This is a genomic window from Agrobacterium sp. O3.4, from assembly GCF_041414895.1.
Taxonomy (GTDB): Bacteria; Pseudomonadota; Alphaproteobacteria; order Rhizobiales; family Rhizobiaceae; genus Agrobacterium; species Agrobacterium cucumeris.
This window is the reverse complement of record NZ_JALPZP010000002.1, coordinates 30,764-56,841: the sequence shown is the minus strand read 5'-3', so window position 1 is coordinate 56,841 and position 26,078 is coordinate 30,764. Positions and strand designations below refer to the sequence as shown.

Annotated in this window: 21 protein-coding genes; 2 read left to right on the top strand and 19 right to left on the bottom strand. The window is 59.2% G+C overall.

Annotation, left to right across the window (positions count from 1 at the left end; genetic code table 11):
• Window positions 1–87 precede the first annotated feature (87 nt).
• On the top strand, window positions 88–948 hold the full coding sequence (locus M0412_RS12900) for a LysR family transcriptional regulator (RefSeq protein ID WP_269698894.1): 861 nt from the start codon (window positions 88–90) through the stop codon (window positions 946–948).
• A 55-nt stretch (window positions 949–1,003) separates the two neighbouring features.
• Here the strand turns inward: M0412_RS12900 and glpK are convergent, their stop codons facing one another.
• The 19 genes from glpK to M0412_RS12805 all read right to left on the bottom strand — a co-directional run bounded on the left by glpK (window position 1,004) and on the right by M0412_RS12805 (window position 24,547).
• On the bottom strand, window positions 1,004–2,503 hold the full coding sequence (gene glpK, locus M0412_RS12895) for a glycerol kinase GlpK (RefSeq protein ID WP_269698893.1): 1,500 nt from the start codon (window positions 2,501–2,503) through the stop codon (window positions 1,004–1,006).
• Between the two features lie 155 nt (window positions 2,504–2,658).
• Window positions 2,659–4,380, bottom strand: a complete 1,722-nt coding sequence (locus M0412_RS12890; RefSeq protein ID WP_142841717.1) for an ABC transporter substrate-binding protein — start codon at window positions 4,378–4,380, stop codon at window positions 2,659–2,661.
• Window positions 4,381–4,455: 75 nt separating this feature from the next.
• The gene (locus M0412_RS12885) at window positions 4,456–4,746 is read right to left on the bottom strand and encodes a DUF2160 domain-containing protein (protein ID WP_269699517.1); all 291 of its coding nucleotides are present in this window, start codon (window positions 4,744–4,746) and stop codon (window positions 4,456–4,458) included.
• A gap of 5 nt (window positions 4,747–4,751) precedes the next feature.
• On the bottom strand, window positions 4,752–5,627 hold the full coding sequence (locus M0412_RS12880; protein WP_371338318.1) for a carbohydrate ABC transporter permease: 876 nt from the start codon (window positions 5,625–5,627) through the stop codon (window positions 4,752–4,754).
• Window positions 5,628–5,666: 39 nt separating this feature from the next.
• Window positions 5,667–6,533, bottom strand: a complete 867-nt coding sequence (locus tag M0412_RS12875) for a carbohydrate ABC transporter permease (RefSeq protein WP_046799053.1) — start codon at window positions 6,531–6,533, stop codon at window positions 5,667–5,669.
• Window positions 6,534–6,535: 2 nt separating this feature from the next.
• A complete protein-coding gene (locus M0412_RS12870; RefSeq protein WP_269698892.1) occupies window positions 6,536–7,606 on the bottom strand; it encodes an ABC transporter ATP-binding protein in 1,071 nt (356 codons plus the stop codon).
• A 13-nt stretch (window positions 7,607–7,619) separates the two neighbouring features.
• Window positions 7,620–8,690, bottom strand: a complete 1,071-nt coding sequence (locus M0412_RS12865) for an ABC transporter ATP-binding protein (RefSeq protein ID WP_269698891.1) — start codon at window positions 8,688–8,690, stop codon at window positions 7,620–7,622.
• 37 nt (window positions 8,691–8,727) lie between these two features.
• On the bottom strand, window positions 8,728–10,251 hold the full coding sequence (gene glpD, locus M0412_RS12860; RefSeq protein WP_269698890.1) for a glycerol-3-phosphate dehydrogenase: 1,524 nt from the start codon (window positions 10,249–10,251) through the stop codon (window positions 8,728–8,730).
• 107 nt (window positions 10,252–10,358) lie between these two features.
• The gene (locus M0412_RS12855) at window positions 10,359–11,132 is read right to left on the bottom strand and encodes a DeoR/GlpR family DNA-binding transcription regulator (protein WP_046799057.1); all 774 of its coding nucleotides are present in this window, start codon (window positions 11,130–11,132) and stop codon (window positions 10,359–10,361) included.
• 140 nt (window positions 11,133–11,272) lie between these two features.
• Window positions 11,273–12,751 (bottom strand): siroheme synthase CysG, encoded by a 1,479-nt coding sequence (cysG, locus tag M0412_RS12850; protein WP_269698889.1) that lies wholly within the window; start codon window positions 12,749–12,751, stop codon window positions 11,273–11,275.
• Window positions 12,723–15,371, bottom strand: coding sequence for a nitrate reductase (locus M0412_RS12845; protein WP_269698888.1), 2,649 nt, complete (start codon window positions 15,369–15,371; stop codon window positions 12,723–12,725). The genes cysG and M0412_RS12845 overlap by 29 nt, the downstream gene beginning before the upstream one ends.
• 217 nt (window positions 15,372–15,588) lie before the next feature.
• The gene (nirD, locus tag M0412_RS12840; RefSeq protein WP_142841724.1) at window positions 15,589–15,924 is read right to left on the bottom strand and encodes a nitrite reductase small subunit NirD; all 336 of its coding nucleotides are present in this window, start codon (window positions 15,922–15,924) and stop codon (window positions 15,589–15,591) included.
• A 5-nt stretch (window positions 15,925–15,929) separates the two neighbouring features.
• On the bottom strand, window positions 15,930–18,377 hold the full coding sequence (nirB, locus tag M0412_RS12835; RefSeq protein WP_269698887.1) for a nitrite reductase large subunit NirB: 2,448 nt from the start codon (window positions 18,375–18,377) through the stop codon (window positions 15,930–15,932).
• Window positions 18,378–18,382: 5 nt separating this feature from the next.
• Complete coding sequence (locus M0412_RS12830) at window positions 18,383–19,180, bottom strand: ABC transporter ATP-binding protein (RefSeq protein ID WP_269698886.1); 798 nt, start codon at window positions 19,178–19,180, stop codon at window positions 18,383–18,385.
• A gap of 13 nt (window positions 19,181–19,193) precedes the next feature.
• Window positions 19,194–20,087 carry a nitrate ABC transporter permease gene (gene ntrB / locus M0412_RS12825; RefSeq protein ID WP_142841727.1) on the bottom strand — a complete coding sequence of 298 codons (894 nt, stop codon included), beginning with the start codon at window positions 20,085–20,087 and terminating at the stop codon, window positions 19,194–19,196.
• A gap of 114 nt (window positions 20,088–20,201) precedes the next feature.
• The gene (locus M0412_RS12820) at window positions 20,202–21,494 is read right to left on the bottom strand and encodes a CmpA/NrtA family ABC transporter substrate-binding protein (protein WP_269698885.1); all 1,293 of its coding nucleotides are present in this window, start codon (window positions 21,492–21,494) and stop codon (window positions 20,202–20,204) included.
• Between the two features lie 379 nt (window positions 21,495–21,873).
• The gene (locus tag M0412_RS12815; protein ID WP_269698884.1) at window positions 21,874–23,160 is read right to left on the bottom strand and encodes a CmpA/NrtA family ABC transporter substrate-binding protein; all 1,287 of its coding nucleotides are present in this window, start codon (window positions 23,158–23,160) and stop codon (window positions 21,874–21,876) included.
• Window positions 23,161–23,193: 33 nt separating this feature from the next.
• A complete protein-coding gene (locus M0412_RS12810; protein ID WP_149899679.1) occupies window positions 23,194–23,781 on the bottom strand; it encodes an ANTAR domain-containing response regulator in 588 nt (195 codons plus the stop codon).
• 100 nt (window positions 23,782–23,881) lie between these two features.
• On the bottom strand, window positions 23,882–24,547 hold the full coding sequence (locus M0412_RS12805; protein ID WP_142841730.1) for a GntR family transcriptional regulator: 666 nt from the start codon (window positions 24,545–24,547) through the stop codon (window positions 23,882–23,884).
• A gap of 266 nt (window positions 24,548–24,813) precedes the next feature.
• Between M0412_RS12805 and M0412_RS12800 the strand changes: the two genes are divergently transcribed.
• Window positions 24,814–26,070 carry an NRAMP family divalent metal transporter gene (locus tag M0412_RS12800; protein WP_142841731.1) on the top strand — a complete coding sequence of 419 codons (1,257 nt, stop codon included), beginning with the start codon at window positions 24,814–24,816 and terminating at the stop codon, window positions 26,068–26,070.
• The last annotated feature ends 8 nt before the right edge of the window (window positions 26,071–26,078 follow it).

Here is a 26,078-nt window from a genome sequence, read left to right as displayed (position 1 = left end):
CCGGCATCAGTTTTACTTGAAATGTCAGCCACTATCGCTAATCATGAATTCGAATGCAAAGACTAACAGTTATCATGATTTGAGATAATGCTGAACCTTCAACATCTAGCCAGCTTCGTCATGCTGCAGCAAACCGGCAGTTTCACTCTCGCAGCCGAGCGACTGGGTGTCGGCCAATCCACCGTCAGCCAGCATATTCAACGGCTGGAAGCCTCGCTTGGTCGCCGGCTGATTGCACGTAGTACCCATCAGGTAAAACTGACCGGTGAAGGCGAGGCACTGCTCGGTTATGCCCGCAATATGCTTGACATCGACAGCAAGGTCTCCTCGCTCTTCAGCGAAAGCCGCCTGCGCGGACGGCTGAGGCTTGGTGTATCCGAAGATTTCGTCGCCAGCCGGCTGACGGCCATTCTGGAAGAGTTCATCCGTCTTTATCCTCTAGTGGATCTGGAACTGACGGTTTCGCTGAGCGGCGTACTTTACCAGATGCAGGATAATGGCGAACTGGATGTGGTGCTGGCCAAACGCCGTCTTGGTGACAAGCTCGGACACTTCCTCTATCGCGAACCGCTGGTGTGGCTGGCGCGTGACCCCGAGCGCATGCTGAACCAGCCGGACGCCCTGCCGCTGATCGCCTTTCCGCCGCCGAGCATTACCAGAAAGGCGGCGCAGGAAGCGCTTGACCGCGCTGGCCTCTCCTGGCGCATCGTCTGCACCTGCGGCAGTCTCAGCGGGCTGACGGCTGCTGCAAGAGCGGGCATGGGCATTCTGGTGCAGCCACGCAGCATGGCGCCCACCGGTCTCAAGGAGATTGCGGCGGATGTGCTGCCGGTGCTCGAAGACGTGGAATTCGTGCTTCAGCCGAGCAAGGGTACCGATACGAAACTGGTGCGCGCCCTTTCCGATCTGGTGTCCAGCAAGAGCATCGCTCCCGGCAGCTTCGTATAGCTTCCCTGACGCATTTCCGGACGCAAAACCGCTTCACACTTTTGCTGGAAATGCTCTAGTTTTCCCGCCGTGAAAGGCACCGGCCGACGCTGTCACGCCAGCCGGCGATGGCGTTTTTCCGCTCCGCCTCGTCCATGTCAGGAGCGAAACGGCGGTCACGTTTCCAATGGGCTGCGAAGGCTTCACGATCCGGCCAGATGCCCGCACGCGATGCAGCGAGCCAGGCGGCACCCAGAATGGTCGTTTCCAGAAAGACCGGACGGTCTACCGGTGCGGCGAGAACATCGGCCAGTCGCTGCATCGTCCAGTCAGAGGCAACCATGCCGCCATCGACCCGCAGCACCGTCTTGCCATTGTCACCCGCCCAGTCCTTGCGCATGGCATCCAGGAGGTCAAACGTCTGATAGGCAACGCTTTCCAGCGCCGCACGTGCGAATTCCGCAGGTCCTGTTCCACGCGTCAGGCCGAAGATCGCTCCGCGCGCATCAGCATCCCAATACGGCGCACCAAGGCCGGTGAAGGCCGGAACCAGATAGACACGCTGATTGGGATCGGCCTTTTCGGCAAGCGCGCTGACTTCAGAGGCGACCGAGATGAAACCCAGCTCGTCACGCAGCCATTGCACCGCCGCACCGGCAATGAAGATCGAACCTTCGAGCGCATAGGTCGTCACACCATCGAGACGGTAAGCAATCGTCGTAAGCAGCCGGTTGGTGGAAGCGACGCGATCCGTGCCGGTATTGAGAAGCGCGAAGCAGCCGGTGCCATAGGTTGATTTCATCATGCCCGGCTCGAAGCAGGCATTGCCGATGACAGCTGCCTGCTGATCGCCGGCAACACCGAGGATCGGGATTTCTGCGCCTAGAAGCGCCTTGTCCGTCACGCCGAAATCAGCGGCGCAATCCAGCACTTCCGGCAGCATGGCGCGGGGAATGTCGAGGATCGACAGCAGCTCGTCATCCCAGGCATTGTCCTCAATATTGTAGATCAAGGTCCGAGAGGCATTGGTGGCGTCGGTCACATGGCGACGACCGCCGGTGAGACGGTAGATCAGGAAACTGTCGACCGTGCCGAAGCAGATGTCACCCCTCACCGCCTTTTCGCGGAGGCCGCTGACGCTATCCAGAATCCATTTCAGCTTGGTACCGGAAAAATAGGGATCGAGCAGCAGGCCGGTCTTTTTCGAAAACAACGGCTCCAGGCCACGGCGTTTCAGGTCCTCGCAGATGGGTGCGGCGCGCCGATCCTGCCAGACCACCGCACGGTGTACGGCTTCACCCGTGTTACGGTCCCAGAGCACTGTCGTTTCGCGCTGGTTTGTAATGCCGATAGCCTCGATATCGGAAGCGGCAATGCCGGCATCGGCAAGCGCCAGCCGGATGGTTTCGAGCACGCTTTTCCAGATATCCTCGCCATCATGTTCCACCCAGCCCGAGGCCGGGAAATGTTGCGGAAATTCTCGCTGTCCGACACCGATGACCCGCATGTCGCGATCAAAGACCATCGACCGTGTCGATGTCGTTCCCTGATCGATCGCCAGAATATAACCGCCCATTATGTAACTCCCTTTCAGACGCAATGACGGGGCGGCAAAGCCGCCCCGGTTTCAGAGCACGTCGTCGGACGTACTCTGTATCTTTGTTTTCACGCATTTTCCGGACGTAAAACCGCTACGCACTTTTACTGAAAATGCTTCATGTCACGCAGAGATTACTTCTGCCAGCTTTTGACCAGTTCGTCGTAATTGACGGTGACCGGCTTTTCCTTTTCGTTGGCGATCTTCAGCTGCGGAGCCAGATTGCCCTTCGAAACGGCGTCCTTGTTCCAGTAGTCGATATCGTGCTCTTCCGCCAGTTTCGGGCCGATATCACCCTGCACACCGGCGCGCTCGATACGGGCCATGACCTTTTCCTGCTCGGCGCAGAGCGAGTCCATGGCTGCCTGCGCGGTTTTCGCACCCGACGACGCATCGCCGATTGCCTGCCACCACAGCTGCGCCAGCTTCGGATAATCAGGAACGTTGGTGCCGGTTGGAGACCATTGCACGCGGGCCGGCGAACGATAGAACTCGATCAGACCGCCGAGCTTGGCAGCCCGATCCGTGAAGCTCTGGTGATGGATCGTGCTGTCACGAATGAAGGTGAGACCCACATGGCTCTTCTTCACATCCACCGTCTTGGAGGTCACGAACTGCGCGTAAAGCCATGCAGCCTTGGCGCGGTCGTCGGGGGTGGATTTCATCAATGTCCACGAACCCACATCCTGATAACCGAGCTTCATGCCGTCCTTCCAGTAGACGCCATGCGGCGAAGGTGCGACGCGCCATTTCGGCGAGCCGTCCTCGTTCACAACAGGCAGGCCGGGTTTGGCCATATCGGCGGTGAAGGCCGTGTACCAGAAGATCTGCTGGGCAATGTTACCCTGCGCCGGCACCGGCCCGGATTCGGAGAAGGTCATGCCCTGTGCTTCCGGCGGCGCGTATTTCTTCAGCCATTCGAGATATTTCTCGATGGAATAGACCGAAGCGGGACCGTTGGTATCACCACCCCGCGCCACGCAGGAACCGACGGGCTGCGACTTGTCGTTGACCTTGATACCCCATTCATCGACCGGCAGGCCGTTCGGCAGACCCTTGTCGCCGTTGCCAGCCATGGAGAGCCAGGCATCGGTGAAGCGCCAGCCAAGCGACGGGTCCTTCTTGCCATAGTCCATATGGCCGAAGACCTTCTTGCCGCCGACATCGCGGCCGGTGAAGAATTCGGCGATATCCTCATAAGCCGACCAGTTGACCGGCACGCCGAGGTCGTAGCCGTATTTGGCCTTGAAATCGGCCTTGTTCTTGTCGTCGTTGAACCAGTCGTAACGGAACCAGTAGAGGTTCGCGAATTGCTGGTCGGGAAGCTGGTAGAGCTTCTTGTCCGGTGCCGTTGTAAAGGCGCTGCCGATGAAATCCTTGAGGTCGAGACCGGGATTGGTGACGTCCTTGCCTTCATTGGCCATGAAGTCGGTCAGGTTGCGCACCTGCTGGTAGCGCCAATGCGTGCCGATGAGATCGCTGTCGTTGACCCAGCCGTCATAAAGGTTCTGGCCGGTCTGCATCTGGGTCTGGATCTTTTCGACGACGTCACCTTCCTGGATGATGTCATGCGTGACCTTGATGCCGGTAATGGCGGTGAAGGCCGGCGCCAGAACTTTCGATTCATATTCATGCGTGGTCAGGGATTCGGAAACGACCTTGATGTCCATGCCGGCGAAAGGTTTCGCGGCATCGATAAACCATTGCAGTTCCTTCTCCTGATCCGCACGGGAAAGCGACGACATATCGCCGATTTCCTTGTCCAGAAACTGCTTTGCTTCCTCCATTCCGGCGAAAGCGGAACCTGTCATTGCCAGCAGCATGGCTGCCGTCGTCGTCATCAGATGCCGTCGCATATCAGTCCTCCCAGGGGTTGCGATTGCATGAAGTCCTCCAGTGCGGTCTTCCTCCGCCGCACCGTTCTTTCTGCTCTAAACGAAACGGAAAACGCCGATGGCGTAGACCACGGACAGAGCGAGAGCCCACCACAGGTTCGGACCGACCAGCCCGAGCCATGCGAGATGAATAAAGGCGCTGCCGAGCAGCGAAATGAACAACCGGTCGCCGCGCGTGGTCTCAAAGCGCAAGAGGCCAAAGCGGGGATTGCCACCGGGCGAAAAATATTCCCAGACCCACATGCCGACGAGCAGCACGGCGATGGCGCAGAAAAATGCGGCCGTAGCCCAAGTCCACGCCATCCAGGTAAAATCGGGCATCTTCATCACGGTCAAACCCTCCCCAACGCAAAGCCCTTGGCGATGTAATTGCGCACGAACCAGATCACCAGCGCGCCCGGAATGAGTGTCAGCACACCGGCAGCGGCAAGCAGGCCCCAATCCATGCCGGCGGCGGACACGGTTCGCGTCATCGTCGCGGCGATCGGCTTTGCATCCGTCGTCGTCAGCGTACGGGCGATCAGAAGCTCGACCCACGAGAACATGAAGCTGAAGAAGCAGGCCACACCGATGCCGGAAGCGATGAGCGGCATGAAAATCTTCACGAAGAATTTCGGGAAGGAATAGCCGTCAATATAGGCGGTTTCGTCGATTTCCTTCGGCACGCCCGACATGAAGCCTTCGAGGATCCACACCGCCAGCGGCACGTTGAACAGGCAATGCGCCAGCGCCACAGCAATATGCGTGTCGATCAGCCCGAACGCCGAATAAAGCTGGAAGAAGGGCAACGCGAACACGGCGGGCGGGGCCATACGGTTGGTCAAAAGCCAGAAGAACAGGTGCTTGTCACCGAGAAAACGGTAACGGGAGAAGGCATAGGCCGCCGGAAGTGCCGCTGCAACCGAGATCACCATGTTCATCACAACGTAGATAATCGAGTTGATGTAACCCGAATACCAGGAGGAATCGGTGAAGATCGTCCGGTAGTTCTGCAGCGTCGGCTGGTGCGGATAAAGCGTCATGGACGAGACGATCTCCGCATTCGTCTTAAAGCTCATATTGACGAGCCAATAGATCGGCACGAGCAGAAGAATGATGTAGATCGTCGGCACCAGCCAGGAAAAACGCGATGGCCCATGGCGGCGGCGCGATCGTGCCGCAAGGCCCGACAATCCCGCCGAGGCGGCTTTCACCGGGGAATTTCCCATCCGTTCCACGCTTGTGGTGACATCAGAGGCGCTCATGTCTCAAGTCTCCGCGTCGTGGCTGGTCATCACGGTGTAGAACACCCAGGACAACAGCAGGATGATGAGGAAGTAGATCAGCGACATGGCTGCTGCAGGGCCCAGGTCAAACTGGCCGAGCGCCATCTTCACGAGATCGATGGACAGAAAGGTGGTGGAATTGCCCGGGCCGCCGCCAGTGACGACGAAAGGCTCGGTATAGATCATGAAACTGTCCATGAAGCGCAGCAGGAATGCGATGAGCAGCACGCGCTTCATCTTCGGCAGCTGGATGAACCGGAATACGGCGAAACGCGATGCTCCATCGATCCTGGCCGCCTGGTAATAGGCATCCGGAATGGAAACGAGGCTGGCATAGCAGAGCAGCACGACGAGGCTCGTCCAGTGCCAGACATCCATGATGACGACCGTGATCCATGCATCGAGCGGATCGTTGACGTAGTTGTAATCAAGCCCAAGCTGATTGGCGTAATAACCGAGCAGCCCAATATCGCTGCGCCCGAACACCTGCCAGATCGTGCCGACCACGTTCCACGGCACCAGAAGCGGCAGCGCCATCGTCACAAGGCAGACAGGCACGCCGATGCCGGATTTCGGCATTTTGAGCGCGATGAAAATGCCGAGCGGAATTTCAATCGCGAGGATGATGCCGGAGAACAGCAGGTTGCGCCCCAGCGCATCCCAGAACCGGGCCGATGCCAGAATTTCTTCGAACCATTGCGTTCCCGCCCAGAAGAACTGGTTGTTGCCGAAGGTATCCTGCACCGAATAGTTCACGACGGTCATCAGCGGAATGACGGCGGAAAAGGCGACCAGTACCAAAACCGGCAGCACCATGAACCACGCCTTGTTGTTCCAGCTCTTTTCCATCGTCAGGCCCCCATCTTCACACGCCAGGAATCGGCAAAGACACCGACGGCGGCCGGGTCGAAGCGAACACCCGCTTCCGCCGGAATTTCCTCGTCTTCAGCAACGACAATTGCCAGCTTCTGGCCGGCAAACCGGGCGCGAACGATCTTCTGTCGGCCTATATCCTCGACCTTGTCGACGGTAATCGGCATGCCGCCCCGCTCCAGCCGGATGAATTCCGGGCGGACGCCGATCTCGATGCGCTGCGCTCCATCAACCTTCGGTACACCGGCAAGCGGCACACCGAGGTCGCCGATCATAGCGGTTGCGCCGTCTATCCTGGCGGGCAGCACGTTCATGCCAGGCGAGCCGATGAAATAACCAACGAATGTATGCCCCGGCCGCTCGAAAAGCTCCGCCGGCGTGCCGATCTGGACGATCTGCCCGTCATACATGACCACCACCTTGTCGGCGAAGGTCAGCGCTTCGGTCTGGTCGTGCGTCACATAGACCATGGTGAAGCCGGATTGCCGGTGCAGCCGTTTTAGCTGCGAGCGCAGCACCCATTTCATATGCGGATCGATAACCGTCAGCGGCTCGTCGAACAGGATGGCGTTGACGTCGGAACGCACGAGGCCGCGTGCCAGCGAAATCTTCTGCTTCTGGTCTGCCGTCAACCCACGCGCATGACGTTTGGCCATGCCGGAAAGATCGGTCATCTCAAGGATGTCCCGCACCCGGCGATCCACTTCTGCTTCCGGCACATGCCGGTTGCGCAACGGAAAGGCCAGATTGTCGTAGACCGTCATCGTGTCGTAGACGACCGGAAACTGGAACACCTGGGCGATATTGCGGTCTTCGGTGGCAAGATCGGTCACGTCAGTTCCGTCGAACGCGATACGCCCTTCGGAGGGGCGCAGCAGCCCGGAAATGATGTTGAGCAACGTGGTCTTGCCACAGCCGGAAGGCCCGAGCAGCGCATAAGCCCCGCCATCCTCCCATTCGTGATGCACTTCTTTCAGGGCATAATCGCCGGCTGCCTGCGCCTTGGCGTTATAGGCGTGGCGGATGTGATCGAGCGTGATGCGTGCCATGACCGATCTCCCTTCAAGCCGCTTTGCCGATGGCGCGGCCATTCGCGTCAAAGGCCATCAAATGCCGTGTATCAAGAAACAGTTCGATGTCCCTGTCCGGCTCGATATCGTGAATGCCATGCGCCAGCATGACCCAGCGCCGGCCCGAAAATTCCACATGCACGAAGCTTTCCGATCCGGCGATTTCCGAAATCAGCGTTCGCGCCCGAATGGATTGCCGCGCTTCTCCCTTCGCATAGGGGAAGAGGTGGTGTGGCTGGAAGGCTATCGTCACCGGGCCGTCCGGCATGGCGGCAAGATGGGCTGGAACCGCGACCACGGCATGATCCGCACGGGTGAAAGCATTGCCGGCCTTGATGACCTCAATGGTGTTAAGCGGCGGATCTGCGAAGATTTCCGCGGTCACGATATCCACCGGATGCCGGTAAACCTCGATGGTGCGGCTGAACTGCGTCACCCTTCCCTCATTAAGCGTCGCGGTATTGCCACCCAGCAGCAGTGCCTCGGAAGGTTCGGTGGTGGCATAAACGAAAATTGCGCCGGATTCCGCGAAAATGCGCGGCAATTCCTCGCGTAGTTCCTCGCGCAACTTGTAATCGAGATTGGCCAACGGCTCATCGAGCAGCACCAGATTGGCGTTCTTGACGATGGCGCGGGCGAGCGCCGTGCGCTGCTGCTGGCCACCGGAAAGATTGAGCGGCGTCCGGTCGAGATAGGGCGTCAGCTTCAGAAGCTCGGCGGCTTTCCTCACCTCCCGATCAATGGTTGCCTGGTCTCTACCGGCAACCCGCATCGGCGAGGCGATGTTTTCGTAGACACTCAGCGCCGGATAGTTGATGAACTGCTGATAGACCATGGCGACGTTGCGCTTCTGCACCGGCCAGCCCGTCACGTCCTCACCATTAAAGAAGATCGCGCCGCCGCTCGGCTTGTCCAGCCCGGCCATCAGCCGCATCAGCGTCGTCTTGCCCGAAAGTGTCGGTCCAAGCAGGACGTTCAGGCTTCCGCGCTGCAACGTCAGATCGGTCGGGTGAATATGATATTCACCGCCGGCCATCTTCGAGACGTTTCGCAATTCAAGCATGTTGATCCAAAGCCTCCTCCGCTTTTCGATCGGATCGTCAGATTGCCTTCAAGCGTTCCCCTGCAATGTCTTCGATATAGTCCTCCAGCCCGCGCACCTCTTCAGGAGTGAAAAAAAGCCCCTGCTTGGTGCGGCGCCACAGAATATCCTCCGCCGTCAGCGCCCATTCCCGCGCCATCAGCCAGTGAACCTCGACCTCATAAAGCGTACCGCCGAAATGACGGCCCAGTGCTGCCGCATCCGTGGCAGAACCGATCATTGCCGTCGCATCCGTTCCGTAGCAGCGGACGAGCCGCCCGGCATGTCGCTCTTCCAGGAAGGGGTAACGCGAACGCAGGGCCGAAACCTCTGCACCGTAAGCCTCTGCACCGAAGTTCCCGCCCGGCAAATGCGAACCCGCCGTCCAGGGCGCACCCTTTTCGCCCAGCGCATCGCCGATTTTTTCAAGAGCATGTTCGGCAAGCCGCCGATAAGTGGTAAGCTTGCCGCCGAAAATATTGAGCAAAGGTGCTTCGCCCTCCGCTCCATCAGTTTTCAGCACATAATCGCGGGTCGCTTCCTGCGCTTTCGACGCGCCGTCGTCGAACAGTGGCCGCACGCCGGAATAGGTCCAGACGATATCGTCCTGCGTAACCGGTTCGGCAAAATATTCGCTGGCCGCGCTGCAAAGATAGCTGATTTCCTCCGCGGTGATCTTAACAGCGCGGGGATCGGCGGTATAGTCGCGATCCGTCGTGCCGATCAGCGTGAAGTCCTGTTCATAAGGGATGGCGAAGATGATCCGACCGTCCGGATTCTGGAAAAAATAGGCGCGCGGATCGGCAAACTTCTTGCGCACGATGATATGGCTGCCCTGCACGAGGCGGACATTATGCACGTTATTTTTGCCGAATGTGGAAGCGAGAACCTTGTCCACCCAGGGGCCGGCGGCATTCACCAGCATGCGTGCCCGGTAGGTCGCGCTTTCCCCGGCAGCGCTTTTTGTTTCAACCCGCCAGAAGGCGCCTTCGCGCCGCGCTGAAACCACCTGCGTGCGGTTGAGGATCAGGGCGCCACGATCAGCGGCATCGCGGGCGTTCAGCACGACAAGCCGGGCATCATCCACCCAGCCGTCGGAATATTCGAAAGCGCGGGCGAAAATCGGCTTCAGCGGTTTTCCGGCGGGATCGCGGCGCAGATCAAGCGAACGGGTGGCAGGCAGAAGCTTGCGGCCGCCGAGGTGATCATAAAGAAAAAGTCCGAGACGCACGAGCCAGGCCGGACGCACGCCACCTTTCTGAAACGGCAGAACGAAACGCATGGGCCAGATGATGTGCGGCGCCATGGCCCACAACACCTCGCGCTCCATCAGCGCTTCGCGCACCAGACGAAACTCATAATGTTCGAGATAACGCAAACCGCCATGGATGAGCTTGGTCGCGGCGGACGAGGTGCCGGAGGCAAAATCGTTCATTTCCGCAAGTGCAACGGAATAACCCCTGCCAACGGCATCACGCGCAATGCCGCAGCCATTGATGCCGCCGCCGATCACGAAAATATCGTGGATTGCCTCGTCAGACATGAATTCTCCCGCGCTTTCATCGACGCTCTCCTCATCGATATATTGAAAGCACAGACATCTAATTCGAAGACAAAACGAATGTCAAACGAAATTCCGATGGCGCAGGATCAGGTCTCCCGCGCCTCGGTTTCAATCAGCCGAACGTCATGATCGGCACAGATGGAACGGATGGAATCGACCGGGCAGTGGTCGGTAATAAAAGTATGCACCTGCGAAAGATGGCCGATGCGCACCGGGGCCGTCCGCTCGAATTTGAGCGAGTCCGACACCAGAATGACATGGCGGGCATTGGAGATGATCGCCTGCGCGACCTTGACCTCGCGGAAATCGAAATCCAGCAGAGCGCCGTCCTCATCAATGGCCGAAACGCCAATGACGGCAAAATCGACTTTGAACTGGCGGATGAAGTCGACCGCCGCCTCACCGACGATGCCGCCATCTGAACCGCGCACCACGCCGCCGGCAATCACCACTTCAATGCCCGGGAAAACCCGCAACCTGTTGGCAACATTGATATTGTTGGTGATGACCATCAATTCGTGGTGGTCCGCCAAAGCTTCACCCACCGACTCGGTCGTCGTGCCGATGTTGATAAAAAGCGACGAGTTATTGGGAATGAGGGCAGCGGCAGCAGCCCCGATCGCCTGTTTTTCAACAGATGCAATCGCGCGGCGCGCTTCGTATTTGACGTTTTCATTGCCGCTTGGAAAAAGTGCGCCGCCATGGATGCGCGTCAGCACCCTGGTGTCGCAGAGATCGTTTAGGTCCTTGCGAATTGTCTGGGGGGTCACCGAAAAGCGCGCCGCCAGCTCATCGACCAGCACCCGCCCGTTCGCTTTCGCCAGCGCAACGATTTCATCCTGACGCGGTGTGAGCAGCATTTCACCCTCCCTCCTCTTTCAATTTTTTCGTTTTATTGAAGAGCGAACGAAAAACCAATGTCAAGGGAAGGTTTGTGGCGGTGCGTTCTACCTGTCTGCGAATATGCCTGAAACACGCAATGGGGTTGCCCACGAACTCATTAGCCGGCTTTCTGAGCTATCCTTGAGGCGACCCCCTGCATATCGATACCGGAGAATCCCGAAGACGCGGCACTGAACGCATCGCCGATACCGATCAGGATAGGTTCGTTCACGCCCAGTCTCTCGACTGCCGCAGCCAGTTGCGCGAGCGAACCGCACCAGCGCTGTTCATTTGCCCGGCTGACGGCAATCATCACCGCAACGGGCGTAGAAGCAGGCATGCCGTGGGCGAGCAGCGAGGACTGGATATCAGCTGCGGTGCGGCCACCCATATAAAAAACAGTGGTCACGGCGGGATTGGAAAGCGATGCCCAATCGATATTCTCCGGCAACTTTCCCTGCCGCGAATGGCCGGTGACGAAGCGAACAGACTGGGCATGGTCGCGATGCGTCAGGGAGACGCCGAGGCGCGAGGCCATGGCGCTTGCGGCGGTAATGCCCGGCACGACGTCGACCGGGATATTTTCAGCCTCCAGCGCGGCGATCTCCTCGCCGGCGCGCCCGAAAATCATCGGATCACCGGATTTCAGCCGCACCACCCGTTTGCCGGCCTTGGCGAGGCGGATCATCATGTCATTAATGTCTTCCTGCTTGCAGCTTTCCCGGCCACCGCGCTTGCCGACCAGCATGCGCTTCGCCTCCCGCCGCGCCAGCTCCAGTACCTCCGCTGACACGAGATCATCGAATAAGATGACATCGGCGGCCTGCAGGGCCCGAACCGCTTTCAGCGTCAGAAGTTCGGCATCGCCCGGCCCGGCCCCCACGAGCGTTACGCGTCCGCGCGATAGGCCGGTGCCGGCGTCCTGCGTTCCAATATCCGTCAGCAGCCGTTCTTCGCTGCTCTCATCCAGCCTTTCGGTAAAGGCCCGATCGACGAAATTTTCCCAGAAAGATCGCCGTGACGGGCCGGGTGCGAGCCGCAGATTAACGCGATCACGGATCGTCTGGGCAAGTGCGCCCCAATCCTTCAGGGCCAGCGGCAGCAATGTCTCGATGCGCCGGCGGATGGCCTGCGCCAGAATGGGGGCTGCGCCATCGGTGGAAATCGATACCACCACCGGCGAGCGATTGACGATGGAGCCGAACTGGAACTGGCAAAATTCCGGCTTGTCGATGACATTGACGGGAACGCCGGCAGCCCGCGCAGCGGAATAAAAGGCTTTTCCTTCCACATCCGTTTCGCAATCCGCCAGCGCCAGTTCGGCATTGTCGAATATGCCATAATGCCAGGATTGGTCGTGAAAGCTCAAGGCCGGGTTCTTTGCAATAAGGGTCGTGAATGTCTCCGACAAATCTTGCTTGTCGCAATAGACATGCACCGTAGCACCGCAGGCGAGCAGCAGTTCCGCTTTCCAGGCGGCCCCATCCGACCCTCCCGCAAGCACCACACGCTTACCCTCCAGCCCCCAGAAAACTGGTAATTTGGCCAACTTTTCCATGCGCGCCGGTTCATTCCGCTGCGGTTTTAAGGCATCCATCGATGATCCCCCTGATTTCGGCGCGGCACGAGCCGCAATTGGTTCCGGCATTCAACGCCTTGCCGATGGCTTCGACGCTGTGGCAGCCATCGCGGATGGCGGCGGTGATCTGATTGACCCCAACATTAAAGCAGGAGCAGACCGTCGCACCCGGATCGGCCCGCCCGGCACCGGGGCGACCGGCAACCAGCGCAAAGCGCATGCGCAAATCCTCATGGCGCTCGGTCAATTGCGATATCGCCCAGTTGCGGGCGACGGCCACCGGCTGATTGGCGATGAACAGCGCTGCCAAGAGGCTCTCACCATCGAAAAAGGCAAGCCGCAGATTGCCCGTCTGCCGGTCGTTGTAACCAAGCGGCTCGACCCTGACATCGATGCCGAAAACCTGCCGCGCCCAGAGCGTCCAGTCCTGCGGTTCTTCCTCGAAGGCCAGCTCCATGCGATAGCCGCCATCCGCCTTGGCTGTCGCCCAATAGGAGCAATCCGGTGCATCCGGCCGGGTGCGGGAGATGGCGAAGCCATAGGCCTTTGCCGCAAAACGCCTTGCCCTCACCGCCACGTTTTTAGAAGCCGGCTGGCCGGAATGCGGGTCCGTGACCGGCGCAACAACCACATCGATGCGCGCCCGCGAGGCGAACTGGTCGTTCCAGTGCATTGGCGCAAAGACCGATCCACGCGCCTGCCTTTCGCTGACCAGTGCGCGCAGCAGAACCTTGCCGTGCGGGCTTTCCAGTTCCACCAGATCGGCGCTTTCGATGCCCAGCGCCTGCGCATCACGCGGGTGAAGTTCGGCGAAAGGCTCGGCGATATGGGCGGTCAGCCGCGCACTTTTGCCGGTACGGGTCATGGTGTGCCATTGGTCGCGGATGCGGCCGGTATTCAGCGTCAGCGGATAATCGGGCGACGTTCTGCCGGTCTCCGGCAAGGCTGTGGCGATGAACCGCGCCTTGCCATCGGCATGGTAAAAACGACCATCCGCGAAAAAGCGCGTTTCGGCATTGCCACCGGTTACGGTTTTCGGCCATTGAAAGGGTGGCATCTCTCCATAGGAATCCGGCTCGATCCCACTAATATCAAAATCCCGGCTGCCCGCATTCTCAAAGCCGGAAAGGGCCGCGTGTTCGGCAAAAATCTCCGATGGCTGGCGATAAGCGAAAGCAGCGTCGAAACCCATGCGCCGGCCCACTTCCGCCATTTGCCACCAATCGGCCTTGGCTTCGCCGGGCACAGGGAGAAAACCGCGCTGACGGGAAATGCGCCGTTCGGAATTGGTAACCGTGCCGTCCTTTTCGCCCCAGCCGAGTGAAGGCAAAAGCACATGGGCATGACGGGCCGTATCGGTATTGGCCATGACATCGGACACCACGACGAAAGGACAGGCCTTGATCGCGGCTTCGACGGCACCGGCATCCGGCATCGAGACGACGGGGTTGGTGGCCATCATCCACAATGCCTTAATGCGGCCGTCGGCCACGGCCCGGAACATGTCCACCGCCTTTAGCCCGGGCTTTTGCGCAATGGCGGGCGAGGCCCAGAAACGTTGCACCCGGTCGCGGTCCTCAGCGCTTTCGAGGGCCATATGGGCGGCCAGCATGTTGGCGAGCCCGCCGACCTCGCGCCCGCCCATGGCGTTCGGCTGGCCGGTCAGCGAAAACGGCCCCATGCCCGGCCTGCCGATACGGCCGGTTGCGAGGTGGCAGTTGATGATCGCATTGACTTTGTCTGTGCCGCTTTGCGACTGGTTGACGCCCTGGCTGTAACAGGTGACGGTTTTTTCCGTGCGTTCGAACAATTCGTAAAAGGAAATCAGTTCGGCGATGGTCAGGCCGGTGGCTTCGGCGATCTCCGGCAGGCTATGCTCGCTTGCGACCTGCATGGCGGCGTCGAAACCGGCCGTGTGGTTTTGCACGTAAGCACTATCGATCACGGAACTGACGGAAAGATGCACTAAAAGACCGGTAAACAGCGCCACATCTCCATCCGGGCAGATGGCGAGGTGCATATCGGCAATATCGGCGCTCATCGTCCGGCGCGGATCGATGACCACGACCTTCATTTCCGGCCGTGCGGTCTTTGCCGCCGCCAGCCTTTGGTAGAGAACCGGATGACACCATGCGAGGTTGGAACCGGTGAGGATCACCAGATCGGCAAGCTCCATATCCTCATAGGTGCCCGGCACCGTATCGGCTCCGAAGGCGCGGCGATGGCCGGCGACCGACGACGACATGCAGAGCCTTGAATTGGTGTCGATATTCGCCGAACCGACGAAACCTTTCATCAGCTTGTTGGCGAGGTAATAATCCTCCGTCAGCAATTGGCCGGAGACGTAAAAGGCAACCGAATCCGGGCCATGTTCGGCGATGGTTTCAGAGAAACGGGAAGCGACGAGATCAAGCGTTTCGTCCCATGCCGCCCGTCTGCCGGCGATCTCGGGATAGAGAAGACGTCCTTCGAGGTCTATGGTTTCGGCGAGAGCCGAACCCTTGGAGCATAGCCGGCCGAAATTGGCAGGATGGTCCGGATCGCCTTTGACGGACACGACGCCGGAGTCGTTGACGGTGGCGATGACGCCGCAGCCGACACCGCAATAAGGACAGGTGGTTTTTGTTTCAACGGGCATGGGTTTGCCCTCTCGGTGAGCGGCGTTTACCCCCCTCTGTCCTACCGGACATCTCCCCCTCAAGGGGGGAGATCGACAAGCGGAAGGCTCCTCGTTTCCTCTCCATCGGCGATGACGCCAGTTGTGAATGGAGGTTCGTGCCACAGGTGATCTCCCCCTTAGAGAGGGAGATGCCCGGCAGGACAGAAGAGGGGGGTAACGCCACCGCCATCGCCATTCACTCCGCCGCAATCATCAGCGTTTCGAACGCTATCGAAAGCCGCCCATCCAGATTACGCACCGGAATGGTCCGCACCTCGCCCTCATCCGCCCCCAGCGCCTTGCCGGTTTCCAGCGAAATGACCCAATTGTGCAAGGGACACGTCACCGAAGCCCCATGCACGATGCCCTGGCTCAGCGGCCCGCCCTTGTGCGGGCAATGGTCCTCAATGGCGAAGACCTGATTTTCCGCCGTGCGAAACACCGCGATTTTGCCCATCGGCGTTTTCACGCAGCGCGCGCCACGCAATGGAATGTCGGAGATGTCACCAATGTCGATCCAGTTGCTGTCCATCGTTCTCACTCCGCTGCCTGGTTGAAACCGATTGCCGCCATGGGCCTGAACTCATGCTTGTCGTGACCGGACACACGTTCCGACCAGGGATCGACCTGCGCGAATTTCTGGCTGAAGACGAAGCGATCGAAATAGGCCCGGCGCTTTTCGGCGTCGTCCATGATCTGGCGGCGAACCTCGTCGTAACCGATGCGCTTGGCCCATTTATAGATGCGCTCGAGATAGCGCGCCTGTTCACGATACATCTGGGTCAGCGCCACGATATGCTCCAGCGCGTCGTCTTCATTGTGGACGAGCCCCAGAATTTCAGTGCCCTTGATATCGAGACCGGCGGCACCGGCGAAATGGATCTCGAAACCGGAATCGACGCAGATGACGCCGATATCCTTGCAGGTGGCCTCGGCGCAGTTGCGCGGACAGCCGGAAACGGCAAGCTTCAGCTTGGCAGGCGTCCACGAACCCCACATGAATTTTTCAATGCGGATGCCGAAGCCGGTGGAATCCTGCGTGCCGAAGCGGCACCATTGCTGGCCCACACAGGTCTTTACCGTGCGCAACCCCTTGGCGTAGGCCTGACCGGAGATGAAACCCGCCTTGCCGAGATCGGACCACACCGCCGGCAGATCCTCCTTCTCGATACCGAGAAGATCGATACGCTGGCCGCCCGTCACCTTCACCATGGGTATGTCGAACTTGTCGACCACATCCGCAATCGCTCTCAACTCCGAGGAAGAGGTGACACCTCCCCACATGCGTGGCACAACGGAATAGGTGCCGTCCTTCTGGATGTTGGCGTGGACACGCTCGTTGATATAACGAGACTGATAATCGTCGGCATATTCATCCGGAAAATCGCAGACGAGATAATAATTGAGCGCCGGCCGGCATTTGGCGCAGCCGCAGGAGGTTTTCCATTCCAGTTCCTGCATCACGGCCGGGATGGTCTTCAGGCCCTTGGCCTTGATGAGACGGCGCACATCGTCATGGCCGAGATCGGTGCATTTGCACATCGGCTGCACGGCAGCGGGATTGTAGCTGTCGCCGAGCGTTATCGTCATCAGCTGCTCGACAAGGCCGGTGCAATTGCCGCAGGAGGCTGATGCCTTGGTGTGGGCGCGTACATCGTCCAGCGACGTCAGCCCCTTGGAGGTGATGGTCGAGGTAATCTTACCCTTGCAAACGCCGTTGCAGCCGCAGATTTCCGCATCATCCGGCAAGGCTGCAACGGCCGCCATAGGGTCCAGCGGCGACCCTCCCTGATAGGCCTGGCCGAAGATCAGGGTTTCACGCATAGCGGAGATATCGGTCGATTTTTTCATCAGGTCGAAGAACCACGACCCATCACCCGTCTCGCCGTATAGCACTGCACCGATGATGCGATTTTCCTTGAGGATCAGGCGCTTGTAGACACCGGCCGTGGCATCACGCAGCACAATTTCCTCGCGGTCGTCACCTTCAGCAAAATCACCGGCGGAAAACAGGTTGATACCGGTGACCTTCAGCTTGGTATTGGTGACCGAGCCGTGATATTCGGCCGAACCGCCACACAGCCGGTCGGCCAGCACGCGGGCCGATTCATAAAGCGGCGCAACGAGGCCGTAACACATGCCGCGATGTTCGGCGCATTCGCCGAGCGCATAGATCGAGGCATCCGACGTCATCATGCCGTCATCCACGACGATGCCGCGATTGACGGCTATACCGGCCTCCTTGGCGAGACCCGAAGCGGGACGGATACCAACCGCCATCACCACCATGTCGCCCTTGATGACACGGCCGTCTTCCAGCTCGATGCCTTCAACCTTATCCTCGCCGAGAATGCATTTGGTATTGGCCTTGGTGATGATGTCGATACCGCGCTCATTGAGCGCCTTTTCCAGGAGATAGGCCGCTGCCGGATCGAGCTGACGCTCCATGATCGTCGGCATCAGGTGGATGACGGTGACATCCATGCCCTGCCGCTTCAGGCCATAAGCCGCTTCAAGCCCCAGAAGCCCAGCGCCGATGACGATGGCGCGGCCCTTGCCCTCGGCAATCTCCAGCATCTTCGTCACATCATCGAGATCGCGATAGGCGAGCACCCCCGGCAATTGATGGCCGGGAACGGGAATGATGAAGGGCAGGGAGCCCGTGGCGATCACCAGCTTGTCGTAGGAAGCCGTGATGCCGTTTTCGCTGGTCACGGTTTTCTTGTCCCGGTCGATGCCGGTGACTTTCGCGCCCTTGTGCAGCGTCACGTTATTGGCGGCGTACCATTCGTCATTATGGATGACGATATCCTCATAGCTCTTTTCGCCTGAGAGCACCGGCGAGAGCATGATGCGGTCGTAATTGACGCGCGGCTCGGCGTTGAAGATCGTGACGTCATAAAGGCCGGGGGCGGTTTCGAAAAGGTTTTCCAGCATGCGCCCCGGCGCCATGCCATTGCCGATGATGACGAGTTTTTGCGTCATGGTCGTTACTCCGCGGCTTCGACAAAGCGGTGACGTTCGTAAAGGAACTTCAGCACGGCTTCGCGGCATTTGAGATAGGTCTTGTCGGATGCAAGCTCGATGCGGTGGCGCGGGCGTGCCAGCGGCACATCAAGCACTTCGCCGATATGGGCGGCGGGACCGTTGGTCATCATCACGATGCGGTCCGAAAGCAGCACCGCCTCATCGACATCATGGGTGATCATGACCATGGTATTTCCAAGCCGGGCATGGATTTCCATCACCGCGTCCTGAAGGTGGGCGCGGGTCAGCGCATCCAGTGCACCGAAAGGCTCGTCCAGCAGCAGGATCTTCGGCTCCATGGCGAGCGCGCGGGCGATGCCGACGCGCTGCTTCATGCCACCGGAAATTTCCGAAGGCTTCTTGTCCTTGGCATGCCCCATCTGCACGAGATCGAGATTGCGCATGACCCAGTCATGCCGCTCGGCCCGGGTTTTTGTTCTGCTGAACACTTTTTCCACGGCGAGATTGACGTTTTCATAAACCGAAAGCCAGGGCAGCAGGCTGTGGTTCTGAAACACCACGGCACGTTCCGGGCCGGGTTCGTTGACTTCGCGGTTTTCAAGAAGGACCGCCCCGGCGGAAACTTTCGTCAGCCCGGCGATGAGGTTCAGCATGGTGGACTTGCCGCAGCCGGAATGGCCGATGACGGAGACGAATTCACCTTTTTCGATGGTGAGGCTGATGCCTTTCAACACCTCGGCACGCGAGCCGCCCTTGTCGAAATATTTGTCGATGTGATCGAGCTTCAGGTAAGCGTTCATGATTTTGGCCCTCTCAATTCGCCGCAGCGCCACGGGTGATGACTTTGCCGAGCGCCGCCACCAGCTTGTCGAGCATGAAGCCCACGACACCGATGTAGGCGAGTGCGACGATGATGTCGGGCAGGCGCGAGGAGTTCCACGCATCCCAGATGAAGAAACCGATGCCGACGCCGCCGGTCAGCATTTCAGCGGCGACGATGGCGAGCCACGACAGGCCAATACCGATGCGCAGGCCGGTGAAGATGTAGGGTGCCGCCGAAGGCAGCATGATCTTGAAGAAGAATTCCAGCTGGTTGAGCCGCAGCACCTGCGCGACGTTGCGGTAATCCTGCGGAATGTTGCGCACGCCGACCGCCGTATTGATGATGACCGGCCAGATGGAGGTGATGAAGATCACGAAAATGGCCGACGGATTGCTGTCCTGAAAAGCGGCCAGCGAAAGTGGCAGCCAGGCAAGCGGCGGCACGGTGCGCAGCACCTGAAAGATCGGGTCGAGGCCGCGCATCGCCCAGACCGACTGGCCGATCACGGCACCCATGATGATGCCCGCGATGGCGGCTAGGCCGAAACCGTAGGCAACCCGTTCGAGCGAGACCAGCACGCGCAGCCCAAGGCCGATATCCTGCGAACCATTATGGAAAAACGGCGATACGATGAGATCGTAGCTTTCCTCGAAGACCTGGCTCGGCGGCGGCAGCGATGAGCCGGGGGCGGAACAGAGCAGCTGCCAGACACCGAGCAGAACAGCGAGGACGACAAGCGGCGGTATGGTGTTGCGGGCCGCTGCCGCACCCCATTTGCGCAGATCGATCCGCGACGGGTGTTTGGGCGAAAGCGCTACGACATTTGCCTTTTGCGCTGCCGGCTGCTGCGGCTCTTCGTTGTATTTTCGGGCCAATGCGGACATGGACGTTTCCTCTTGATTTCGATTGCGGTTGGGGTCTCGCCCCTCACCCGGTCTTCAGTCTCCGCCGGTGGACGGCGGCAACTGGCGGATGAAGGGCGACACCCCGTCTCCTCCTCAGGAGGCCGCCTTGATGGAAAGACTTTCGAGATAAGCGGACGGATTTTCCGGGTCGAAGACCTTGCCGTCGAAGAAGGTTTCCTTGCCGCGCGAGGTGGAAGCGGGAAGATCGGTTACGCCAAGATCCTTGGCCGCAGCACGCCAGATATCCTCGCGGTTGACCTTCGCAACCAGCGCCTTCACGTCGGTATCGGGCGCAAATTTGCCCCAGCGGATATTTTCCGTGATGAACCAGCTGTCATGGCTGTGGAAGGGATAGGAGGCGTGGTCCTGCCAGAACTTCATCTGCAGACCGGTGTTTTCGAGCACGCGGCCGTTGCCGTAATTTATATTGCCCTTGAGGCGGCCGAGAACATCCTTCGGCGGCACGTTGAACCATTGGCGCTTGCCGAGGATGGTGGACATCTCCTCCTTGTTGGCCATCTCGTCGCACCATTGCTGCGCCTCCATCACAGCCATCAGCAATGCCTTGGTGGCGTTGGGGTTCTTTTCCACCCAGTCGGCGCGCATGCCGAGCGCCTTTTCCGGATGACCCTTCCAGAGTTCGCCGGTGGTACAGGCGGTGAAACCGATGCCCTGATTGACGAGCTGCTCATTCCACGGCTCGCCCACACAGAAGACGTCCATGTTGCCGACCTTCATATTGGCGACCATCTGCGGCGGCGGAACAACTATGGTGGAGACGTCCTTGTCCGGGTCGATGCCGCCGGCAGCAAGCCAGTAGCGGATCCAGAGATCATGCGTGCCACCGGGGAAGGTCATCGCCGCCTTGATTTCCTTGCCTTCAGCCTTCTTTTTCTCGAAAGCCGCCCTCAGCTTCGAAGCATCCAGCTGAACGCCGGTATCTGCATATTCCCTGGCGACGGAAATGCCCTGGCTGTCGAGGTTGAGGCGGGCGATGAGCGCCATCGGCACCGGCACGTTATTCTGCGTCACCTTGCCGGTATGCATGAGATAGGGCATCGGGGTCAGAATATGCGCGCCATCGATGCCATTCGAGGCGCCGCCCAACACGAGATTGTCGCGTGTTGCACCCCAGGAGGCCTGCTTCAGAACTTCGACATCAGGCATGCCATGCTTGGCGAACAGTCCCTTTTCGGCCGCGATGACGAGCGGCGCGGCATCTGTCAGCGCGATAAAGCCGATTTTCGCGCCTTTCACCTCGGGTTCTGCGGTGGCGGCGAAAGCGCCGGATGGAAAGGCAGTGCGCACGGCGGTGACAAGGGCTGCGGTGGCAGTCGTCTTCAATATCGTGCGGCGGCTGACAGCACCCGAGAATATCTTTTTCATTCGCATGTTCCCCTTATTGAGCCACCTTTGCCGGTGGCGTTTTCGCTTGCGAAAAAAGCCTGAAAATAAAAAACGCCGCTCGGTGTCTGCGCCTGCGGAACGGGAGGTGTTCCGGGCAGCAAAACCTTGCGACGTCTATGTCTTTGAAAGCGCCTATGCCGCGCCTTGCCTGCCCCGATCGCCGTTGACCGGTGCAAACAGGAAGACGCAAGAGGCGTGCCAGTTTATGAAAAACGAACTATCACACTGAAATTAATCGGTAATTCTTATATTTTTGCGATGTGATTAAATTTTAATCAGTGTATTTTTTGTCTTCTGTTTGTGCAAAGCAAAAAATTCCGCGCTTGAAATTTGCGCAGCCTCCAAGGCGAAACGTCAGTCACGCCTCTCCGGAGGACGGGGAAAATGGCGCGGATGTCCGCACCGTAAAGCCGCTCACATAGCCCTCAATGTCAGCGGGATCGAACACGAAACCATCCACGAAACGGTCGCCCTCTTGCCTCCCTTCGATACGGATATCGGCATCGTCAGGTGCATTGGTCTCTCCCAGCGCCGCCCGATAAATATCCGGCCGATAGGCGGAAAGTGCTGCGTCCACGCCCGCTTGCGAAAACTCCACTTGGCCCCAGCGGATCATCTGGCTGTAAATCCACAATGCCTGGCTTTGGCGCGGATAATTGGCATGGCCTCTGTGGAAAAGGAAATAATTGTCGATCACCCGGCGATTGCCCTGGCTGTCGATGCTGAATTCACCGGACAGCACCCGGCGGATGATGCCTTCAGGCGCGCCAATGTAGCGAGGGTCGGCAAGAGCCGTGCTCAGATCGTCGTGATTATCCGCAAGGTCGCACCAGCGAGCGGCTGCATCCAGCGCCGTCAGCAGCCGGCCGACCGTTTCCTGCTGGCTTTCCGCCCATTCGGGCCGCATGCCGATCACCTTTTCCGGCGCGGACGGCCACAGGTCCTGCTTGGCCGCAACGATCCTGCCGACGCCGCGCTCGGCGGCGACGATGTTCCAGGGCGCTCCGACACAGAAGCCATCGATGGCGCCCGCCTCCAGTGCATCCGAGGTCAAGGGCGGCGGCACCACCACCAGCTTGACATCGTGATCGGGGTGAATGCCGCCAGCTGCAAGCCAGTAGCGAAATTCGTAATTATGCGAGGAGAACGGATAGGTCATGCCAAGCGTCGGCGGCGCTTCTCCGCGCGCCCGCATATCATCGAGCACCCGCTTCAAGGCCTTGGCGTTTTCAAGCGCTCCTGCCGTTTCAGACAGCCCCGTCAATGCCTTCATCCGCCCAAACAGCCGGGTCGAAAGCGTGATCGCATTGCCACCGCGCCCGAGCGAAAAAGGCGTGATCGTCGGTGACGGATTGGAACCGAGGCCGAGCATCGAGGCAACGGGCATCGGAGAGAGCATATGGGCGATATCGAATTGTCGAAACGCCAACCGGTCGCGCACATTCGCCCAGGACACGTCCTTGACAAGATCGAGTGACAGGCCTTCGCGCTCGGCAAACCCGAATTCGGCCGCCGCAATCAGGACGGAGGCGTCGACAAGCGGAATAAAACCCGCACGCAGGATTTTCTGCCGGTCGCTGCTCACAATTGCCGGCGCACCAGTCGCTACGCTACCCGATCCGGCCAATTTTCCCGGTGCCGCCATGTCATTCACTCCACACTGTCCGGCTGGTCTTTGTCACATCAATAGACCGGCCGCGGTGACCACGCTTTGCGCGATCTCGGAAATTTTCTTTTTCTCGTTCATTGCCGTTTGCCGCAGAAGCGCAAAGGCCTCCTCTTCGGAAAGGCCACGCATCTTCATCAGGATGCCCTTGGCGCGCTCGATGACCTTGCGTTCCTCCAGCGCCGATTTCGCCTCGGCAAGTTCCCGCTGCAGGCGGCTGAAAGCATTAAAGCGGCTGACCGCCATATCGAGAATGGGTTTGACCCGTTCCTTCTTCAGCCCATCCACCACATAGGCGGAAACGCCCGCCTCGACGGCCGCCTCAATAGACGCCGTGTCAGAACGATCGACGAACATGGCGATCGGCCGGCCGACTGTGCGGGTAAGCTGGAACAAATGCTCCATCATGTCGCGGTTGGGATTTTCAAGATCGATGAAGATGACATCGGGCTGCAGCGTCTCGATGGTGCGCGCTACACCGATCACTTCGTGGATGACGGTGACGCGATGATAGCCGGCCTCGCGCAGCCCCTCCTCGATGATGGAGGCGCGGATCGCGTTTTCGTCTATGACAAGAATGGTGAGGTCGCGAAGCGTCATGTCAGCATTGATGACGCAGTGCAGCAAACTTGGCAATCGGCTGCCGACGCAAAAATGAATGGAGGGACAAGGCGCTTTCTCTCCCCTGCCGCCTGCCCTGTCAGGATGCGTGTTCGACGGCGCGTTCAAGCGCCTTCAAAACCGTGCGCTCGGATAGATTAAGATAGATTTCCATCTCGTTACCGGCCTCGGCCGCTTTACCCTCTTCCATCAGCGATAGAATCTTGCTGTTCATGTCCACAAAGGGCGAATGAAGCTGCTCGGGATCTTTCAGCAGGCCGAAACAAAGCCTGAGCTCAGCAGCGATACGCTCGTAAAAATCGCTGAGGCGGGCGCTGTCGAGAAGATCAACCACCGCGGCGTGAAACTTCATGTTGGCACTACCCACGCCCAGCCAGTCAGCCGTTTCACGCTTCACCTTGGCATCTTCGACCGCTGCGCGCATGGTCCGGATGGCCGGGTGCTTGTGCCAGGCCTGGCGCAGCGCGCCGCATTCCACCATGCGCCGCACACGGTAGATATCGATCACCGAAGCCATGGTGGGAACGGCAACGAACACGCCGCGATTGGCCTCGTGGCGCAACAACCCGTCCTTTGTCAGAAGCCGGAAGGCTTCTCGCAACGAATTGCGGGAGACATCGAAACGTTCACTGAAGGCTGCCTCTGAAAGGCGTTGCCCCGGCATCAGCTCGCCCGAAATCAGCAGGGTACGGATACCCTTGGCCAATCGGTCCGCAAGCGGCAGAGCCTCTATCGTTTCCGTCATGGCGCTCCTTTCCTAAGAGCAATGCGGCATCGGGAATTCCGTGACAGGCATGTTCGGACACGGCATGTTCTGCCCATAGCACAAAGCATTAGCAAAGCACGAAAAAAACGTGATTAAATCGCGGTCATTGCGTCCAACAAATAGACAAAATGAAAGAACGATAACTTTATATTGTTCAACAAAGTTGACAATTTCGCAGAACAGGACAAGATCGGCCGCATAAAGCATCCGCGAGGGGCGGATTGCGACAGGAGCGGAGAAAATCCATGGAGCAGAAAATGCCCACGCCCGCCGACCCGAATGCGGCGGCACAGAAGGCAAAAACCCAGCGATATGCCTTGCTTTCAGCCATGTTCTTGATGTCGATGTCAGCCGTAGGGCCTGGCTTCATCACTCAGACGGCGAATTTCACGGTGAAACTGGGCGCCGCATTCGCATTCGCCATTCTCATTTCCATCCTGATCGACTTTGTGGTGCAGGCCAATATCTGGCGGATCGTCACCATCACCCGCATGCGGGCGCCGGCCATCGCCAATGCCGCCATTCCAGGCTCGGGTTATCTGCTCGCCATCCTCGTCATCATCGGCGGCCTGTTCTTCAACGTCGGCAATATCGGCGGGGCCGGCCTTGGCTTTAACGCCATGATCGATCTCGACCCGAAGATCGGCGGCGCAATCGGCGCGCTGGCAGCCATCGGCATCTTCCTGTCGCGCCGGGCGGGTATCGCCATGGACCGCGTCGTTTTCGTGGCCGCTTTCGTCAAGCTCGCGCTGATCCTTTATGCGGCATATGTTTCCGGTCCACCGGTGGCGGAAGCTTTCCGCCAGACCTTCCTGCCCGACACCATCGATTTCGTCACCATCACCACCATCGTCGGCGGCACCGTCGGCGGCTACATCACCTATGCCGGCGCGCACCGCCTGCTGGACAAGGGCATGGTCGGCGTTGAAAATATCAGCGCGGTCAATCGCGCCGCACTCAGCGGTATCGCGATAACAGGCGTGCTGCGCTACATCCTGTTCCTTGCCATTCTTGGTGTCGTCGCAAGCGGCGTGATCATCGATCTCTCCGGCAAGGCGGCAAACCCGGCAGGCCAGGCGTTCCACGCCGCCGCCGGCAATATCGGCTACCGTCTGTTCGGTGCGGTGTTCCTCGCCTCTGCCATGACCAGCATCATCGGCGCGGCCTATACTTCCGTTTCCTTCCTGACGGCTTTCAAGCCGGAAATGACGGAACGCCAGCGCAATTTCGCGACCGTCGGCTTCATCGCCATCTCGCTGATCGCTTATATCATCATCACCACACCGCCCGCGGCCATGCTCGTCTTCGTCGGCGGCCTGAACGGTCTCGTTCTACCGATCGGCCTTTCGATCTTCATGTATGCAGCATGGAAACGCGCCGACCTGATGCACGGTTATCATTACCCGCGCTGGCTGCTGATACTTGGTGTGCTGACCTGCGCACTCACCTGGTATATGGCCTATAAATCGGTCGGCGCGATCTTCGGCCTGCTCGGCTACTGACAATAAAG

Coding starts and splice junctions, on each gene's coding strand:
- M0412_RS12810 (WP_149899679.1), bottom strand. CDS start 23,781: ATGACGCTTCGCGACCTCACCATTCTTGTCATAGACGAAAACGCGATC.
- M0412_RS12805 (WP_142841730.1), bottom strand. CDS start 24,547: ATGACGGAAACGATAGAGGCTCTGCCGCTTGCGGACCGATTGGCCAAG.
- glpK (WP_269698893.1), bottom strand. CDS start 2,503: ATGGGCGGTTATATTCTGGCGATCGATCAGGGAACGACATCGACACGG.
- M0412_RS12900 (WP_269698894.1), top strand. CDS start 88: ATGCTGAACCTTCAACATCTAGCCAGCTTCGTCATGCTGCAGCAAACC.
- M0412_RS12815 (WP_269698884.1), bottom strand. CDS start 23,160: ATGGCGGCACCGGGAAAATTGGCCGGATCGGGTAGCGTAGCGACTGGT.
- M0412_RS12830 (WP_269698886.1), bottom strand. CDS start 19,180: ATGAACGCTTACCTGAAGCTCGATCACATCGACAAATATTTCGACAAG.
- ntrB (WP_142841727.1), bottom strand. CDS start 20,087: ATGTCCGCATTGGCCCGAAAATACAACGAAGAGCCGCAGCAGCCGGCA.
- M0412_RS12890 (WP_142841717.1), bottom strand. CDS start 4,380: ATGCGACGGCATCTGATGACGACGACGGCAGCCATGCTGCTGGCAATG.
- M0412_RS12855 (WP_046799057.1), bottom strand. CDS start 11,132: ATGCTGCTCACACCGCGTCAGGATGAAATCGTTGCGCTGGCGAAAGCG.
- M0412_RS12880 (WP_371338318.1), bottom strand. CDS start 5,627: ATGGGAAATTCCCCGGTGAAAGCCGCCTCGGCGGGATTGTCGGGCCTT.
- M0412_RS12820 (WP_269698885.1), bottom strand. CDS start 21,494: ATGAAAAAGATATTCTCGGGTGCTGTCAGCCGCCGCACGATATTGAAG.
- M0412_RS12800 (WP_142841731.1), top strand. CDS start 24,814: ATGGAGCAGAAAATGCCCACGCCCGCCGACCCGAATGCGGCGGCACAG.
- nirB (WP_269698887.1), bottom strand. CDS start 18,377: ATGACGCAAAAACTCGTCATCATCGGCAATGGCATGGCGCCGGGGCGC.
- cysG (WP_269698889.1), bottom strand. CDS start 12,751: ATGGATGCCTTAAAACCGCAGCGGAATGAACCGGCGCGCATGGAAAAG.
- nirD (WP_142841724.1), bottom strand. CDS start 15,924: ATGGACAGCAACTGGATCGACATTGGTGACATCTCCGACATTCCATTG.
- M0412_RS12885 (WP_269699517.1), bottom strand. CDS start 4,746: ATGAAGATGCCCGATTTTACCTGGATGGCGTGGACTTGGGCTACGGCC.
- M0412_RS12865 (WP_269698891.1), bottom strand. CDS start 8,690: ATGCTTGAATTGCGAAACGTCTCGAAGATGGCCGGCGGTGAATATCAT.
- M0412_RS12845 (WP_269698888.1), bottom strand. CDS start 15,371: ATGCCCGTTGAAACAAAAACCACCTGTCCTTATTGCGGTGTCGGCTGC.
- M0412_RS12875 (WP_046799053.1), bottom strand. CDS start 6,533: ATGGAAAAGAGCTGGAACAACAAGGCGTGGTTCATGGTGCTGCCGGTT.
- M0412_RS12870 (WP_269698892.1), bottom strand. CDS start 7,606: ATGGCACGCATCACGCTCGATCACATCCGCCACGCCTATAACGCCAAG.
- glpD (WP_269698890.1), bottom strand. CDS start 10,251: ATGTCTGACGAGGCAATCCACGATATTTTCGTGATCGGCGGCGGCATC.